This is a genomic window from Bacillus sp. B28, from assembly GCF_029536185.1.
GTDB classification, from domain to species: domain Bacteria; phylum Bacillota; class Bacilli; order Bacillales; family Bacillaceae; genus Bacillus; species Bacillus halotolerans.
In genome coordinates, this window is record NZ_CP120511.1 from 1,720,968 (window position 1) to 1,736,222 (window position 15,255).

Below are 15,255 nucleotides of genomic sequence, written 5' to 3' on the forward strand. Positions count from 1 at the left end.
AGAAAGAGAAAGAGTGGAATGACCGGGGGTTAACATGAATCGTACTCTAATGCAAATGAAAAACAAAACAAGTGAGTTTTGGAAAAATAGATCTAAATTACAAAAGGTTTTAATGATTAGTGCTTTAGCGGCAATTATCATTCTTGCGATTATTATAAGTATTTTTTCTTCTAATCAGAAAATGGCGCCGCTGTACAAAGATTTGTCAGCTGAAGAAGCCGGACAGATCAAAGAGGAATTGGATGCAAAAAAAGTGCCTAGCGAACTTTCAAATGGCGGTACGGTCATTAAGGTTCCGGAAGATCAGGTTGATTCACTGAAAGTTCAGCTGGCGGCAGAAGGGCTTCCTAAAACCGGATCAATTGATTACTCATTTTTTGGACAGAACGCCGGCTTTGGTTTAACAGATAATGAATTTGATATGGTGAAAGTCAAAGCCACACAAACGGAACTATCCAATCTGATTAATGAAATGGACGGTATCAAAAATTCAAAAGTAATGATTAACCTTCCGAAAGACGCTGTCTTTGTCGGTGAAGAGCAATCAGCAGCATCTGCTTCAATCGTCCTGCAGACTCAGCCTGGCTACACTCTGGACCAAAGCCAGATCAACGGATTATATCATCTGGTATCGAAAAGTGTGCCGAACTTAAAAGAAGATAACATCGTCATCATGGACCAGAACTCTACATACTATGACAAAACAGACAGCGGTTCAGGATCCTACGCTGATAGTTATTCTTCGCAGCAGGGAGCTAAATCCCAAGTTGAAAAAGACATTCAAAAACATGTTCAGTCATTGCTCGGAACGATGATGGGGCAGGACAAAGTTGTTGTTTCTGTCACGGCTGATATTGACTTTACAAAAGAAAATCGCACAGAAGACATCGTCGAGCCTGTTGACAAAGAAAACATGGAAGGCATCGCGGTCAGTGCTGAAAAAGTATCGGAAACATATCAGGGAGACGGCGCAGCTAATGGCGGAACTGCCGGAACCGGTGATGAAGATGTAACAAACTATCAGGCTGACGGTGAAAATACCGAAAGTGGGAACTACGAAAAAAGCAGTAATAAAATCAATTACGAGGTTAACCGAATCCATAAAGAAATAGCTGAAAGCCCTTATAAGGTAAGGGATTTAGGGATTCAAGTAATGGTAGAGCCGCCTGATGCCAAAAACACAGCGTCGCTATCAACTGAAAGACAGGATGATATACAAAAAATCCTTTCAACTGTTGTCAGAACATCATTGGATAAGGATGAAACACAGAACCAGAACCTTTCTGATGAAGATATCAATAATAAAATTGTTGTCTCCGTTCAGCCTTTTGACGGAAAAGTAAGTCTAGATACTGATACGGAAAAATCCTCTGGTATCCCAATGTGGGTATATATCGTTGGGGGCGTATTGATCGCAGTTATCATCATTCTGATCATTATGTTTATCAGAAAGAAACGCGCTCAAGAGGATGAATTTGAGGAATACACGTATGAAGTGCCTCAGGAGCCTATCAATTTGCCTGATATTAATGAAGAGGAAAATGAAACAGAGGAAACAGTCAGACGAAAACAGCTTGAAAAGATGGCGAAAGATAAGCCTGAAGACTTTGCAAAACTGCTGAGAAGCTGGCTGGCCGAGGATTAGGAGGGATTAGAAATGGCGAGACGTGATCAAGACAAGCTTACAGGAAAACAAAAAGCAGCCATTCTCATGATTTCCTTAGGTTTAGATGTGTCAGCTTCTGTATATAAGCATTTAACCGATGAAGAAATTGAAAGGCTTACCCTTGAAATATCAGGAGTTAGAAGTGTCGATCATCAAAAAAAGGATGAGATTATAGAGGAATTTCATAATATAGCGATTGCGCAAGATTATATTTCTCAGGGCGGTTTAAGCTATGCCAGACAAGTTCTTGAGAAGGCGCTGGGAGAAGATAAGGCTGAAAACATACTAAACAGGCTGACTTCTTCTCTGCAAGTTAAACCATTTGACTTTGCCAGAAAAGCAGAGCCTGAACAAATTTTAAATTTCATCCAACAAGAGCATCCGCAAACGATGGCTTTAATCTTGTCTTACCTTGACCCTGTGCAGGCCGGACAAATTTTATCCGAGCTGAATCCTGAGGTACAGGCAGAAGTCGCAAGAAGGATTGCTGTAATGGACAGAACGTCACCTGAAATTATTAATGAAGTAGAACGGATTCTGGAACAGAAATTATCCTCCGCATTTACTCAGGATTATACGCAAACCGGCGGAATCGAAGCTGTTGTTGAAGTGTTAAACGGTGTAGACAGAGGAACAGAAAAGACGATATTGGATTCCTTGGAAATTCAGGATCCTGATCTTGCTGAAGAAATCAAGAAGCGGATGTTTGTCTTTGAGGATATTGTTACCCTTGATAACCGAGCAATTCAACGGGTTATACGCGATGTTGAAAACGACGATCTGCTCCTTTCATTAAAGGTGGCAAGCGAGGAAGTCAAAGAAATTGTATTCAACAATATGTCACAGCGTATGGTTGAAACATTCAAAGAAGAAATGGAATTTATGGGCCCTGTACGTTTGAAGGATGTAGAAGAGGCTCAATCAAGAATTGTAAGCATCGTCAGAAAGCTTGAAGAAGCCGGTGAAATTGTTATAGCAAGAGGCGGAGGAGACGATATTATTGTCTAATATCATTAAACAAGAATCATCTTTTTCCCCACAGCAGGAAAGAAGAAAGCTTTCTTTACAAGAGGTTCGGATCGATCATTCACATCTTTTACAGACTGAAGAAAATCCGGAAGCGTTAATGGCTCGGATCAAAAAAGAAGCTGATCGGATTTCCGAGCAAGCGAACAGCCAAATGGAAGATATATGCCGTCAAATTGAGCAGGAAAAAAATGATTGGGCGGCTGAAAAACAGCAGCTTATTGAAGAAGCGAAAACAGAAGGTTTCGAACAAGGTGTTGCATTAGGGAGAGCTGAAGCCTTGCAACAGTATGCTGAGCTGCTCAATCAGGCAAACAGCATAACAGAGATGTCCAGAAAAGCTGTAGAGGATAAGCTTGAAGATGCCTCCGGAGAAATCGTTGAGCTTGCCGTTGCGTTAGCTAAAAAAGTATGGCAGCAAAAATCTGATGATAAAGAGGCCTTTATCCTGCTTGTGAAACAGGTGGTAAACGAAGTAAAGGAATATGACGATATATCAATATATGTGGACCCTTATTACTATGAAACAGTTTTTCAGCATAAAGACGAAATCCAGCAGCTTCTTTACAAAGAATGCCGGCTAGGTTTATACGCCGATGAAAAAGCTGAAAAAGGATCATGCTATATAGAAACTCCTTTTGGAAGAGTGGATGCAAGCATTGATACCCAGCTGGTGCAACTGAAGCATAAGCTCCTTACAGCACTGGAAGCAGGTGCGGATCAATGAAGACACAGAGTCTGATAGATTGCATAGAAATGACAGACTCGTATAAGCGTTATGGAAAAGTAAAACGGGTGATCGGCCTGATGATCGAATCAAAGGGGCCGGCAAGCTCAATTGGCGACCTGTGCCTGATTTATGCAAAAGGTCAATCAGGTAAAGTCATCAAAGCTGAAGTTGTTGGCTTTCAGGATGAAAATATTTTGTTAATGCCCTATTTAGAGGCCGCTAGCATTGCCCCCGGGAGCATTGTTGAAGCCACTGGTGAATCTCTTCGTGTAAAGGTAGGAGCCGGTCTGATCGGACAAGTCATTGATGCGTTTGGCGAACCGCTCGACGGAAAACTTTTACCGAAAGGACTTTCGCCTGTATCGACGGAGCAATCACCTCCTAACCCGATGAAACGCCCGCCTATCCGGGAAAAAATGGGTGTTGGCGTCAGGTCTATTGACAGTCTGCTGACTGTCGGAAAAGGCCAGCGGATTGGTATTTTCGCAGGAAGCGGCGTCGGGAAAAGCACATTAATGGGAATGATCGCTAAACAGACCGAAGCTGATTTGAACGTAATTGCACTCGTCGGGGAACGCGGTCGAGAGGTTCGGGAGTTTATTGAAAAAGACTTGGGAGCAGAGGGTCTGAAGCGGTCAATTGTAGTTGTTGCTACCTCAGACCAGCCTGCATTAACGAGGTTGAAAGCCGCATATACGGCGACAGCCATTGCTGAGTACTTTCGTGATAAAGGGCAAAATGTCATGTTTATGATGGATTCTGTCACAAGGGTGGCGATGGCTCAGAGGGAGATCGGACTTGCCGCTGGAGAGCCCCCGACGACAAAAGGATATACACCCTCTGTGTTCGCTATTTTACCTCGTTTACTAGAGAGAACAGGTGCAAATGAACACGGAACAATCACAGCGTTTTATACAGTGTTAGTCGACGGGGATGACATGAATGAGCCTATTGCTGATACTGTTCGCGGAATCTTAGACGGACACATTGTGTTAGACAGGGCTCTTGCTAATAAAGGCCAGTTTCCTGCCGTCAATGTGTTAAAAAGCATCAGCAGGGTGATGTCAAACATCTCGACAAAACAGCACTTAGACGCAGCGAATAAATTCCGTGAACTTTTATCAACGTATCAAAATTCTGAAGATCTCATTAATATAGGAGCTTACAAAAGAGGGTCCTCAAGAGAAATTGATGAGGCGATACAATTTTATCCGCAGCTTATTCAATTTCTGAAGCAGGGAACAGAAGAATCAGCATCATTGGAAGAAAGCATTGCTGCATTAACTAGTTTGACAGGAAATGAGGAATAGAACGTGGCCTATCAATTTAGATTCCAAAAGCTGCTGGAACTAAAAGAGAACGAAAAAGACCAGTCTTTGTCTGAGTATCAGCAATCAGTTTCTGAATTTGAAACTGTAGCGGAGAAACTATATGAGAATATGAGCAAAAAGGAATTGCTTGAGCAAAATAAAGAAAACAAACTGAAAAGCGGGATGAGCGTTCAAGAGATGAGGCATTATCAGCAATTTGTCTCAAATCTTGAAAACACAATTTATCACTACCAAAAGCTCGTCATTATGAAAAGGAATCAAATGAACCAAAAGCAAGAAGTGTTAACAGAAAAAAATATTGAAGTGAAGAAGTTTGAAAAGATGCGTGAAAAACAGTTTAAAATGTTTGCTCTTGAAGACAAAGCTGCAGAGATGAAAGAAATGGACGATATTTCGATCAAGCAGTTTATGATTCAGGGCCATTAGGAGCGAATGTAATGTCCGGCAAAAAGAAAGAATCAGGTAAGTTCCGATCGGTTTTGCTGATCATTATCCTTCCGCTGATATTTCTGCTTATAGCAGGGGGGATTGTTCTCTGGGCGGCTGGTGTCAATGTCTTAAAGCCGATACAGGAAGCTGCAGCCAAAACGCCAGTTCTTAAAGAATTGGTTCCTGAGACCGAAGATAAAAAAGATACATCATCAGCAGCTAAGAATAACAGTAATACGGCGGCCTTGGAAAAAACCATTAAGGATCAAAAAAGTGAGATCAGTATATTGAATAAAGATTTGGATACAAGCAAATCTGAAATAGACAGGCTGAATCAAAAAATTCGTTCTCTTGAAAAAACAGCGGAAGACCAAAAAAAGACACCGAAGGATAACACAGAAGGTTCATCAAGTTCTGATAAAGCTTCTGATGATAAAGTCATCAGTGTTTATAAAAGCATGGACAGCGGAAAGGCTGCTAAAATCATTGCCCAATTAAAGGAAAAAGAAGCGCTGAAAATATTGAATGGACTGAGCAAAAAGCAGCTTGCTGAAATTTTGGCAAAAATGACTCCTGAGCAAGCGGCAACATATACAGAAAAAATTGCTGCCAGCCAAGAATAGGGGGAATAAAGGTGAAGCTGCTTGAATTAGCCGGACCTCGGCTGCAAACTACAGCAGGAACAGCTGCTAAAACAATCAAAAATAGCCAGGGAGTTTTTCAAAATTGGCTTATGTCTGAAGCCGGCTCGAAAGAACCTTCATCACAAGGAAATGGGACTCTGACTGACGATCAGCTTTTAAAAGATGCATGTAAAAAGATCAGTGATTGGCTAAAAGCAACTCCTGAAAACCAAGACAAGCAAAAAGCCGATCTTCTGCAAACGTTAAGTAAACTAACAGGAAAGCAGCTGGATGAATCCGCTCAGCAAATGTTACAGAATCTGCTGCAAGAAGTTGAATTAAAATTGGCTGACGGAACTGATCAACTGCACATGGGGCAAATACTTGCAGACAAAACTATTTCTGAAGAGAAAACTGCTCTGACTGCAAAGAATTCAGCTGGTGATGCCGCTACTGATGAACTCAAGTCTGATAGCGAGCAAGAAGTTCAGGAAAATGATGCATCAGCAGAAGATGTTAAAACGCTTATTCATATCCAAATGCTTATCAGTCAGCTTTTAGAAGGAAATAAAATGACTGACCGTGATCATCAAGCTCATATTGTCTACAAAAATGGAGATGAATTTCTTTCGGCATTAGATAAAAAGGGCATATCGGAACAGCTTATTCAGGATCTTAGACAGCAGATATTTACAAAAGACGAGTCAAGTTCAAAGCTTTATACGATGTCAAAGTCAGAGCTGAAAAGTTTTCAAAGCTTAATGGAACAGATGTCAGTGCTTCCTCAAAAAGGGACGAAGGAATGGAATATAGCTGAAAGTCAGCTGAAAGCTTTCTTGTTATCGAAATCATCCGAATCGTCACTAGAGGTCGGAAAACGTGCCCTTTCGCCGGACACTCTGACGTCAGGTAATAAAAGTACGGCAGATTCCTCTGTAAGTATTCAGCCCATAGATAGTAAGTCAGGAATTCAAATGATGTTTTCAGGCTACCGGAGCACCGGAGGAGTTCAGGCACTGGATTTGCAGATTTCATCTGATTTGCATGCAGCCGAAACGAAAACGGTTGCTGATCAAGTGATCAGTGCATGGAAGCAGATGAAATATACACCCTTTGGGAGGTCAACCGGCAGTTTTACAATTCGGCTGAACCCTGAACATTTAGGATTTGTCACAATTAAGCTGACAAATGAAAATGGAATGTTCCAGAGTAAAATCATTGCATCCAGCCAATCTGCAAAAGAGCTGCTCGAACAACATCTGCCTCAGCTGAAGCAATCACTGCCGAATATGGCTGTCCAAGTTGACCGTTTTACATTGCCGATTCAAAGCGGAGACCAGCCGATATATGGCCAGCTTGCTGATGAACAGAAACAGCAGCAAGAGGGACAGAAGCAGCAAAGACAGAAAAAGCAATCAAACGAGTTTGGCGACTTGCTTGATGAAGTGTCAATGGTTGAATTGGAGGAAGAAGAATGACATCAATAAGCTCAGAATATAAATTGCCTGAAAAAACAAGCAGCACTGCAGCTGCAAGCAACAGCAGCCTGGGAAAAGACGAGTTTTTAAAAATATTAATGACTCAAGTCCAAAACCAAGATCCGCTTAATCCGGTTGATGACAAAGAATTTATCAGCCAGATGGCGACTTTTTCAAGCCTGGAACAGATGATGAATCTGAATACGACGATGACTAAATTCGTTGAAAACCAAGATCCGTTTACAACGTATGTTGATTGGATGGGAAAAGAAGTATCTTGGACTGATGGTAAAAGTGCAACAGATAAAACAGGCACAGTAAGCTCTGTTAAACATTCTAAAGGAAATTATTATCTCGTTCTTGATGATGGGACTGAGATCAGTCCGGCGAATGTCATGTCTGTGGGACAATCTTCTAAATAAAAACATCTGGGGGAATATATTATGTTACGTTCACTTTATTCTGGAATCAGCGGTATGAAAAACTTTCAAACAAAACTTGATGTTATCGGCAATAACATTGCCAACGTAAATACAGTGGGATTCAAAAAGAGTCGGGTTACCTTTAAAGATATGGTAAGTCAAACGATTGCCGGCGGTTCTGTTGCTGGTGCAACAATCGGCGGAACAAACTCTAAGCAGATCGGTTTAGGTTCATCATCTGGCACAATCGATACCATCCATTCAACAAGCGCAACACAAAGCACAGGAAGAACGCTTGATTTAGCGATTGACGGCGACGGTTATTTTCAAATCGATACAGGTGATGGAACGGCTTACACAAGAGCCGGAAACTTCTATTTAGATAATACCGGAACATTGGTGACTGGTGACGGCTACCATGTGTTAAATATGACGGGAGGAACAATAAAAATTCCTCTTGATGCTCAAAGTTTTAGTATCGGATCCGATGGAAAAGTGTCAATTGTTGATGCTGGCGGTAAACCACAAGATGGCGGTCAGATCGGGATTGTTACTTTTGCAAACAGTGACGGTTTAGATAAAATCGGAAGCAACTTGTATCGTGAATCTTTGAACTCTGGAACTGCTAGTGCAGCTAATCAGCCTGGTGATGGCGGTACAGGTGCCTTGAAGTCAGGATTTATAGAAATGTCTAACGTTGATTTAACTGACGAGTTTACTGAAATGATTGTTGCTCAGCGCGGATTCCAATCAAACTCCAAGATTATTACAACATCGGATGAAATCCTTCAAGAGCTGGTTAACCTTAAACGTTAAGGAGGGAGGGGAGGCGAGTAATCGCTTCTCCGCTGTTTTATGATTAAAGTAACCCGTTTAAATGGGCAGCCCTTTACGCTGAATGCGTTATTTATTGAACAGATTGAATGCTTTCCGGATACTACAATCACACTGTCGAACGGTAAGAAGTTTGTAGTAAAAGAAGATGAAGAAGCTGTTCTGGAGAAGATCGTGTCTTTCTATCAAAAAATACAAATATTTTCAATGGACCATGGAATAGAGGAACCGGAATGAAGAAAAAATTATTGATCATTTTACTAATTATTCTTATCGTAATTGGTGCTCTCGGGGCGGCGGCTTATTTTGTATTAGGCGGAAAGTCCGAAAAAAATGAGGCAAAACGAAGTATTGATGAAATCGTTGCATCTTCTGTTGATGTCGCAGAAATCACAACGAATTTAAAGTCCGATAACATTATTCGCTTAGCGATTAAACTTGAAACTGACTCTGATAAATCAAAAGAAGAGCTTGAAAAACGTGATTTTCAAGTGAAAGATGCTGTTATATCACTGCTGGCTGATACGAATGCTGATGAGATTGAGGGAGACAAGGGAAAAGAAACCTTTAAGAAGGAACTAAAAGATAAAGTGAATAGCTACCTCCAAGAAGGAAAAGTAGAAAAAGTGTATATTACCTCTTTTAATCTGCAATAAAGCATAATTTGACAGAATACGGAGGTGAGGAAAATGTCAGGAGAAGTTCTCTCCCAAAATGAAATAGATGCACTGCTTTCTGCAATATCAACGGGTGAAATGGATGCTGAAGAGCTGAAAAAAGAAGAAAAAGAGAAAAAAGTAAAGGTTTATGATTTCAAACGCGCGCTGCGGTTTTCTAAAGACCAAATCCGCAGTTTAACAAGAATTCATGACAATTTTGCAAGACTGCTTACAACTCACTTTTCTGCTCAGCTTAGAACGTATATCCATATATCGGTCAGCTCTGTTGATCAGGTTCCATACGAGGAATTTATCCGATCCATACCGAATATGACGATCCTGAATTTATTCGATGTCCATCCGATGGAAGGCAGAATTATGATGGAGGTTAACCCGACAATTGCCTATACGATGATGGATCGTGTGATGGGGGGCATCGGGATCAGTCATAATAAGGTTGATAGTTTAACAGAAATTGAAACAAAAATTATTTCTAATTTATTTGAAAATGCACTGGGAAATTATAAAGAAGCTTGGCAGTCCATTGCTGATATTGAACCCGAAATGACTGAGTTTGAAGTGAATCCGCAATTTGTTCAGATGGTATCTCCTAATGAAACGGTTGTTGTTATTTCACTCAACACCCAAATCGGCGAAATCAGCGGTGTCATTAATCTTTGTATCCCGCATATCGTCCTCGAGCCGCTCATACCAAAGCTTTCGGTCCATTATTGGATGCAATCAGAAAGAAATGAACCGAAACCTGAGGAAACAAAGTCGCTTGAAAAACGTATCATGACAGCACAAATACCTGTCGTGGCCGAACTCGGCACATCTGAACTGACAATAGAAGAGTTTTTAAGTTTAGAAGTCGGAGACTGCATAACTTTGGACAAATCAGTAACAGATCCTCTTACTGTATTGGTCGGAGATAAGCCGAAATTTTTAGGACAAGCCGGCCGGGTGAATCGAAAACAGGCAGTGCAAATTTTAGACCACGACATAAGAGGTGAACAAGATGGAGAATAACAGATTATCTCAAGATGAGATTGACGCGCTTCTTAACGGCACGAGCAGCACACCTGACGAGCCTGAGGCTACGGAAGTGCATGACTTATCGGACATGGAGCGTGATGCGATCGGTGAAATCGGAAATATTTCATTCGGCAGTTCAGCGACAGCTTTATCCACGCTTTTAAATCAAAAAGTTGATATTACGACTCCAAACGTAACTGTCATCCCAAGAAGCAAAATCAGTGATGCGTTTCCTGAACCGTATGTTGCAATTGAAGTGAATTATACGGAAGGTTTCAGCGGCAGCAACCTGCTAGTCGTCGAACAAAGTGACGCGGCGATTATTGCGGACCTAATGATCGGGGGAGACGGGAAAGGTGCAGATCCTTCACTTGGAGAGATCCATTTGAGCGCGGTTCAAGAAGCGATGAACCAAATGATGGGGTCGGCAGCAACGTCAATGTCTACTGTATTCAGTAAAAAAATTGATATTTCACCCCCGCGTGTAGAACTGCTTGATGTAAATGAAGAAAAAGGAACAGACCGTATTCCTGCTGATGAAATGCTGGTTAAAGTTTCTTTTCGCTTGAAGGTGGGCGAGTTAATAGACTCTAACATCATGCAGCTATATCCGCTGACATTTGCTAAAGATTTGATCTCGAGCCTTATGAACACGGAGGAAAGTCCAGCTGAAGAAACAAAGCCGGAGCCTGAGGTTACATATGAACAGCCGAAAGAGCCTGTGATGCCCGAGCCGCGGAACGAACCGCAGCAGCAAGCGCCGGCTAAAAGGCAGGGGAAACCGAAAAAAGCCGCGCCTGTTCAAGTTTCACCAGTGGAATTTTCATCATTTGATCCAAATGAGAGCACACAAGCTCCTATAAACAATCTGGATATGCTTTTGGATATCCCGCTTTCGATCACTGTTGAACTCGGCAGAACGAAAAGAAGCGTAAAAGAAATTTTAGAACTTTCAGCCGGAAGTATTATTGAGCTTGATAAATTAGCCGGTGAGCCGGTAGATATTTTAGTGAATCAGCGTATCGTCGCCAAAGGCGAAGTCGTGGTCATTGAGGAAAACTTCGGAGTAAGGGTCACTGACATATTAAGCCAGGCAGAACGCATTAATAATTTAAAATAAAGAAACACGAGGAGAGAGAAAAAATTATGGCACATAGAATTTTAATTGTAGATGACGCAGCATTTATGAGAATGATGATCAAAGATATTTTGGTAAAAAACGGTTTTGACGTAGTGGCAGAAGCCGAAAATGGCGCTCAGGCTGTAGAAAAATTTAAAGAGCATTCTCCTGACTTAGTTACAATGGATATCACAATGCCAGAAATGGACGGTATTACTGCACTAAAAGAAATTAAACAAATTGATGCTCAAGCTAAAATCATTATGTGTTCTGCCATGGGACAGCAATCAATGGTTATCGATGCTATTCAAGCCGGTGCTAAGGATTTTATCGTGAAACCTTTCCAGGCGGACCGTGTGCTTGAAGCAATCAACAAAACATTAAGCTAAAGGGTGTACGACTGTTGAAAAAGAGTCAATGTTTCATTGCTTTTATATGTTTTTTCATTTTATTCAGTGTGCATCCGCTTGCTGCTGATGCGGCGGCATCTGATGATTCAACTGTAAACGAATGGTTTCAAAAGAAAGAGGAAAAGACCGCAGATAAGCCAGAGCAAAAGAAAGAAAAAACGACACAAACTGCTGATGAGACGGAGGGAGCTGCTGCTCCTTCTGTTTCAGCTTTTGATTTTGTGAAGATGATTTTCGCTTTATTGTTTGTCATCGCGCTGATTTACGGGCTTGTTAAGCTTATGAACAAAAGAAACCGGCTGCTAAAGCCTTTTCAATATGTTGAAAATATCGGCGGAACATCGGTTGGCCAAAACCGATCTATCCAATTGATTAAAGTCGGCAACAGTGTTCTCGTCGTTGGGGTAGGAGAGACGATCCAGCTCCTTAAAGAAATTGAGGATGAAAAGGAAATCGAAGTCATACTCAGCCAGCATGAAGAGGCGATGTCAAGCAAAATAGAGTGGCAAAAGCTTGTCAAACCCCTAAAGGGTTCTGAGAATCAGCCGCAGCAAAAGCTGCCTTCCTTTTCTAAAGCATTAAAAGAGCAGCTTGAAGAGCTAAAACAAAACCGTTCAGAAGGAAAAAAGAAAGGCCCACGTCATCATGAATGAGTTTATAAATATTTTCAGTTCTAGCGATCCGGGTAACGTCAGTTCAACTGTTAAATTACTATTATTGTTAACTGTATTTTCAGTGGCGCCTGGAATATTGATTCTTATGACATGTTTTACCCGCATCGTCATCGTTCTGTCGTTTGTCAGAACTTCACTGGCGACGCAATCAATGCCGCCCAACCAGGTCCTTATCGGCCTTGCGCTATTTTTAACATTTTTTATTATGGCTCCTACTTTTTCAGAGATTAATAAAGAAGCGCTGACACCATTGATGGACAATAAAATCAGTTTGGACGAAGCGTATACAAAAGCTGAGGAACCGATTAAAGAATTTATGAGTAAGCACACAAGGCAGAAGGATTTGGCACTGTTTATGAATTACGCGAAAATGGATAAACCCGAATCATTAAAAGATATTCCTCTTACAACGATGGTTCCCGCTTTTGCCATTTCGGAGCTTAAAACAGCGTTTCAAATAGGCTTTATGATTTTTATCCCCTTTTTAATTATTGATATGGTAGTGGCGAGCGTTCTGATGTCAATGGGGATGATGATGCTCCCTCCAGTTATGATTTCTCTGCCCTTTAAAATTTTACTTTTTGTTTTAGTAGACGGCTGGTATTTAATTGTGAAATCTTTGCTTCAGAGCTTTTAGGGTAGGTGCTAAACGTGAATTCAGAATTTGTAATTTCTATGGCGGAAAAAGCCGTATATGTAACGCTGATGATCAGCGCGCCTCTGCTTGCGATCGCCTTATTGGTCGGATTAATCGTCAGCATCTTTCAGGCGACAACTCAAATCCAGGAACAGACTTTGGCGTTTATTCCCAAAATCGTGGCAGTCCTCTTGGCACTGATTTTTTTCGGGCCATGGATGCTGTCGACCATCCTTTCGTTCACAACAGAGCTGTTTTCTAATTTAAATCGTTTTGCAGGGTAATACAGTGATGAATTCGATTATTGATTTATTTCCTGCTTTTTTATTGGTTTTTATTAGGATCTCTGCTTTTTTTGTAACGGTTCCGCTATACGGCCACAGAAATGTTCCGGCTGTTCATCGTATCGGATTTGCTTTTTTTCTTGCAGTCATTTGCTTCAGCACGATTGATAAACCTCCGTCTTTGGAGGTTGACGAGCAATATATGCTGCTGGCGTTTAAAGAAGCTTTGGTGGGTCTGTGTCTTGGTTTGATTGCTTATATGATGATTGCTGCTGTTCAGATAGCCGGTTCGTTTATTGATTTTCAGATGGGTTTTTCAATTGCGAACGTTATCGATCCGCAAACGGGCGCACAGAGTCCATTGATCGGCCAGTTTATCTATACGATGGCTCTTTTGTTTATGCTGAGTGTCAATGCGCATCATTTGCTGCTGGACGGTATTTACTACAGCTTTCAGTATATTTCGGTTGATCAGGCATTTCCGAATTTTGGCGATGAAAAGTTTGCTTATCTTATCGCCAAAAGCTTTAATGCAATGTTTATTATTGCATTTCAAATGTCGGCGCCGGTTGTGGCCAGTTTGTTTCTTGTGGATCTTGCATTAGGCATCGTGGCCCGGACAGTTCCGCAATTAAATGTATTTGTCGTCGGTCTGCCTTTAAAGATTGCTGTCAGTTTTATCATGCTCATCGTGTGTATGTCCGTTATCTTCGTCGTTGTTCGGAATGTTTTCGGCTTAACGATTGAAACGATGCGGAATCTTTTAGCATTGGTCGGTGTTTCTTAATGAAGCTCAGAATTGACCTCCAATTTTTTGCGGGAGAAAAAACAGAGAAAGCCACTCCGAAAAAACGGAAGGATACTAGAAAAAAAGGGCAGGTTGCAAAAAGCTCTGATGTGAATACTGCCGTTTCGTTATTAGTCATCTTCCTTTCGTTTATTGCGATCGGCCCGTATATGAGAGACAGGCTGCTGTCATTTATAGAGACATTTTACACGGAGTCACTCACAATGAAGCTCTCAGAATCAAATGTGCACATCCTGTTTATCAGCTTATTAAAGGATACTGGCATCGTACTTGCTCCGATTCTGCTTGTTGCCCTTGTTGCAGGAGTTGTAAGCAACTATATGCAGGTGGGATTTTTATTTTCTGCGGAAGTGATCCAGCCTAAGCTTGAAAAATTGGATCCGATAAAAGGCTTTAAACGGATATACAGCATGAGGGCGATTGTAGAGCTGCTTAAATCGATTCTGAAAATTGCTGTTGTAGGGTTTGCGGCGTTTGTTGTGCTTTGGATGCACTATGGAGAAATTCTCCGCCTCCCGCTTCTGACACCTGAAGAGGCACTTTCCTTTGTTTCAAAACTCACCCTGTGGATGGGGCTGAGCGGAGCAGGGGCTTTGTTGATTCTTGCCGGACTCGATTATTTGTATCAGAGATTTGACTATGAGAAAAATATCAAAATGTCAAAGCAGGATATAAAAGATGAGTACAAAAAATCTGAGGGAGATCCGATTATTAAGTCTAAAATTAAGCAACGACAGCGGGAAATGGCAATGAGGCGGATGATGCAGGAAGTGCCGAAAGCTGATGTCATCATCACAAACCCGACTCACTATGCGATCGCACTTAAATATGACGAAGAAAAAATGGATGCACCATACATTGTTGCAAAAGGTGTTGACCACCTTGCATTAAAAATAAGGAAGATTGCTAAAGAGCATGATGTCATGATGGTAGAAAACAGACCGCTTGCCCGTGCGTTATATGATCAGGTTGAAATTGATCAGGCGGTGCCGGAAGAGTTTTTTAAAGTCTTGGCAGAAATCCTGGCTTACGTATTTAAAACGAAACAAAAAGTAAATTGAATTTTAGATTCAAAAGGAGAGAAAAAAC

Annotated in this window: 19 protein-coding genes; all 19 read left to right on the forward strand. The window is 41.3% G+C overall.

Annotated features, from left to right (window positions below):
* Positions 1-34 precede the first annotated feature (34 nt).
* The 19 genes from fliF to flhB are packed head-to-tail and all read left to right on the forward strand — an operon-like array spanning position 35 to position 15,227.
* The gene (gene fliF, locus P3L57_RS08700; RefSeq protein WP_069486523.1) at positions 35-1,645 is read left to right on the forward strand and encodes a flagellar basal-body MS-ring/collar protein FliF; all 1,611 of its coding nucleotides are present in this window, start codon (positions 35-37) and stop codon (positions 1,643-1,645) included.
* 12 nt (positions 1,646-1,657) lie between these two features.
* Positions 1,658-2,674, forward strand: coding sequence for a flagellar motor switch protein FliG (fliG, locus tag P3L57_RS08705; RefSeq protein ID WP_003231981.1), 1,017 nt, complete (start codon positions 1,658-1,660; stop codon positions 2,672-2,674).
* Positions 2,667-3,419 carry a flagellar assembly protein FliH gene (fliH, locus tag P3L57_RS08710; protein WP_069486524.1) on the forward strand — a complete coding sequence of 251 codons (753 nt, stop codon included), beginning with the start codon at positions 2,667-2,669 and terminating at the stop codon, positions 3,417-3,419. Before fliG ends, fliH begins: the two co-directional genes overlap by 8 nt.
* Complete coding sequence (gene fliI, locus P3L57_RS08715) at positions 3,416-4,732, forward strand: flagellar protein export ATPase FliI (RefSeq protein WP_069486525.1); 1,317 nt, start codon at positions 3,416-3,418, stop codon at positions 4,730-4,732. The genes fliH and fliI overlap by 4 nt, the downstream gene beginning before the upstream one ends.
* Positions 4,733-4,735: 3 nt before the next feature.
* Entirely contained in the window at positions 4,736-5,179 is a 444-nt protein-coding gene (fliJ, locus tag P3L57_RS08720) for a flagellar export protein FliJ (protein ID WP_010334249.1), read from the forward strand.
* Positions 5,180-5,190: 11 nt separating this feature from the next.
* Positions 5,191-5,805: a MotE family protein gene (locus tag P3L57_RS08725; protein WP_069486526.1), complete on the forward strand. Its 615-nt coding sequence runs from the start codon at positions 5,191-5,193 to the stop codon at positions 5,803-5,805.
* A gap of 11 nt (positions 5,806-5,816) precedes the next feature.
* Positions 5,817-7,283, forward strand: coding sequence for a flagellar hook-length control protein FliK (locus P3L57_RS08730; RefSeq protein ID WP_083244460.1), 1,467 nt, complete (start codon positions 5,817-5,819; stop codon positions 7,281-7,283).
* Positions 7,280-7,705 carry a flagellar hook assembly protein FlgD gene (gene flgD, locus P3L57_RS08735; RefSeq protein WP_024121401.1) on the forward strand — a complete coding sequence of 142 codons (426 nt, stop codon included), beginning with the start codon at positions 7,280-7,282 and terminating at the stop codon, positions 7,703-7,705. The genes P3L57_RS08730 and flgD overlap by 4 nt, the downstream gene beginning before the upstream one ends.
* A 21-nt stretch (positions 7,706-7,726) precedes the next feature.
* Positions 7,727-8,521, forward strand: a complete 795-nt coding sequence (flgG, locus tag P3L57_RS08740) for a flagellar basal body rod protein FlgG (RefSeq protein ID WP_069486527.1) — start codon at positions 7,727-7,729, stop codon at positions 8,519-8,521.
* Between the two features lie 39 nt (positions 8,522-8,560).
* The gene (swrD, locus tag P3L57_RS08745) at positions 8,561-8,776 is read left to right on the forward strand and encodes a swarming motility protein SwrD (RefSeq protein WP_010334253.1); all 216 of its coding nucleotides are present in this window, start codon (positions 8,561-8,563) and stop codon (positions 8,774-8,776) included.
* Complete coding sequence (gene fliL, locus P3L57_RS08750) at positions 8,773-9,195, forward strand: flagellar basal body-associated protein FliL (protein ID WP_044155887.1); 423 nt, start codon at positions 8,773-8,775, stop codon at positions 9,193-9,195. The genes swrD and fliL overlap by 4 nt, the downstream gene beginning before the upstream one ends.
* 33 nt (positions 9,196-9,228) lie before the next feature.
* Positions 9,229-10,227 carry a flagellar motor switch protein FliM gene (gene fliM / locus P3L57_RS08755; RefSeq protein ID WP_010334255.1) on the forward strand — a complete coding sequence of 333 codons (999 nt, stop codon included), beginning with the start codon at positions 9,229-9,231 and terminating at the stop codon, positions 10,225-10,227.
* A complete protein-coding gene (gene fliY / locus P3L57_RS08760) occupies positions 10,217-11,353 on the forward strand; it encodes a flagellar motor switch phosphatase FliY (RefSeq protein WP_069486528.1) in 1,137 nt (378 codons plus the stop codon). Before fliM ends, fliY begins: the two co-directional genes overlap by 11 nt.
* 26 nt (positions 11,354-11,379) lie before the next feature.
* On the forward strand, positions 11,380-11,742 hold the full coding sequence (gene cheY, locus P3L57_RS08765; RefSeq protein ID WP_010334256.1) for a chemotaxis protein CheY: 363 nt from the start codon (positions 11,380-11,382) through the stop codon (positions 11,740-11,742).
* Between the two features lie 14 nt (positions 11,743-11,756).
* Positions 11,757-12,416, forward strand: a complete 660-nt coding sequence (fliZ, locus tag P3L57_RS08770) for a flagella biosynthesis regulatory protein FliZ (RefSeq protein WP_044155883.1) — start codon at positions 11,757-11,759, stop codon at positions 12,414-12,416.
* Positions 12,409-13,074, forward strand: coding sequence for a flagellar type III secretion system pore protein FliP (gene fliP, locus P3L57_RS08775; protein WP_024121406.1), 666 nt, complete (start codon positions 12,409-12,411; stop codon positions 13,072-13,074). Before fliZ ends, fliP begins: the two co-directional genes overlap by 8 nt.
* Before the next feature lie 14 nt (positions 13,075-13,088).
* A complete protein-coding gene (gene fliQ / locus P3L57_RS08780; protein WP_010334259.1) occupies positions 13,089-13,358 on the forward strand; it encodes a flagellar biosynthesis protein FliQ in 270 nt (89 codons plus the stop codon).
* Between the two features lie 7 nt (positions 13,359-13,365).
* Positions 13,366-14,145 carry a flagellar biosynthetic protein FliR gene (fliR, locus tag P3L57_RS08785; RefSeq protein ID WP_024121407.1) on the forward strand — a complete coding sequence of 260 codons (780 nt, stop codon included), beginning with the start codon at positions 13,366-13,368 and terminating at the stop codon, positions 14,143-14,145.
* Positions 14,145-15,227: a flagellar biosynthesis protein FlhB gene (gene flhB, locus P3L57_RS08790; RefSeq protein WP_059292779.1), complete on the forward strand. Its 1,083-nt coding sequence runs from the start codon at positions 14,145-14,147 to the stop codon at positions 15,225-15,227. Before fliR ends, flhB begins: the two co-directional genes overlap by 1 nt.
* The last annotated feature ends 28 nt before the right edge of the window (positions 15,228-15,255 follow it).

Coding starts and splice junctions, on each gene's coding strand:
- fliF (WP_069486523.1), top strand. CDS start 35: ATGAATCGTACTCTAATGCAAATGAAAAACAAAACAAGTGAGTTTTGG.
- fliG (WP_003231981.1), top strand. CDS start 1,658: ATGGCGAGACGTGATCAAGACAAGCTTACAGGAAAACAAAAAGCAGCC.
- fliI (WP_069486525.1), top strand. CDS start 3,416: ATGAAGACACAGAGTCTGATAGATTGCATAGAAATGACAGACTCGTAT.
- P3L57_RS08725 (WP_069486526.1), top strand. CDS start 5,191: ATGTCCGGCAAAAAGAAAGAATCAGGTAAGTTCCGATCGGTTTTGCTG.
- flgD (WP_024121401.1), top strand. CDS start 7,280: ATGACATCAATAAGCTCAGAATATAAATTGCCTGAAAAAACAAGCAGC.
- flgG (WP_069486527.1), top strand. CDS start 7,727: ATGTTACGTTCACTTTATTCTGGAATCAGCGGTATGAAAAACTTTCAA.
- swrD (WP_010334253.1), top strand. CDS start 8,561: ATGATTAAAGTAACCCGTTTAAATGGGCAGCCCTTTACGCTGAATGCG.
- fliL (WP_044155887.1), top strand. CDS start 8,773: ATGAAGAAAAAATTATTGATCATTTTACTAATTATTCTTATCGTAATT.
- fliM (WP_010334255.1), top strand. CDS start 9,229: ATGTCAGGAGAAGTTCTCTCCCAAAATGAAATAGATGCACTGCTTTCT.
- fliY (WP_069486528.1), top strand. CDS start 10,217: ATGGAGAATAACAGATTATCTCAAGATGAGATTGACGCGCTTCTTAAC.
- cheY (WP_010334256.1), top strand. CDS start 11,380: ATGGCACATAGAATTTTAATTGTAGATGACGCAGCATTTATGAGAATG.
- fliP (WP_024121406.1), top strand. CDS start 12,409: ATGAATGAGTTTATAAATATTTTCAGTTCTAGCGATCCGGGTAACGTC.
- fliR (WP_024121407.1), top strand. CDS start 13,366: ATGAATTCGATTATTGATTTATTTCCTGCTTTTTTATTGGTTTTTATT.
- flhB (WP_059292779.1), top strand. CDS start 14,145: ATGAAGCTCAGAATTGACCTCCAATTTTTTGCGGGAGAAAAAACAGAG.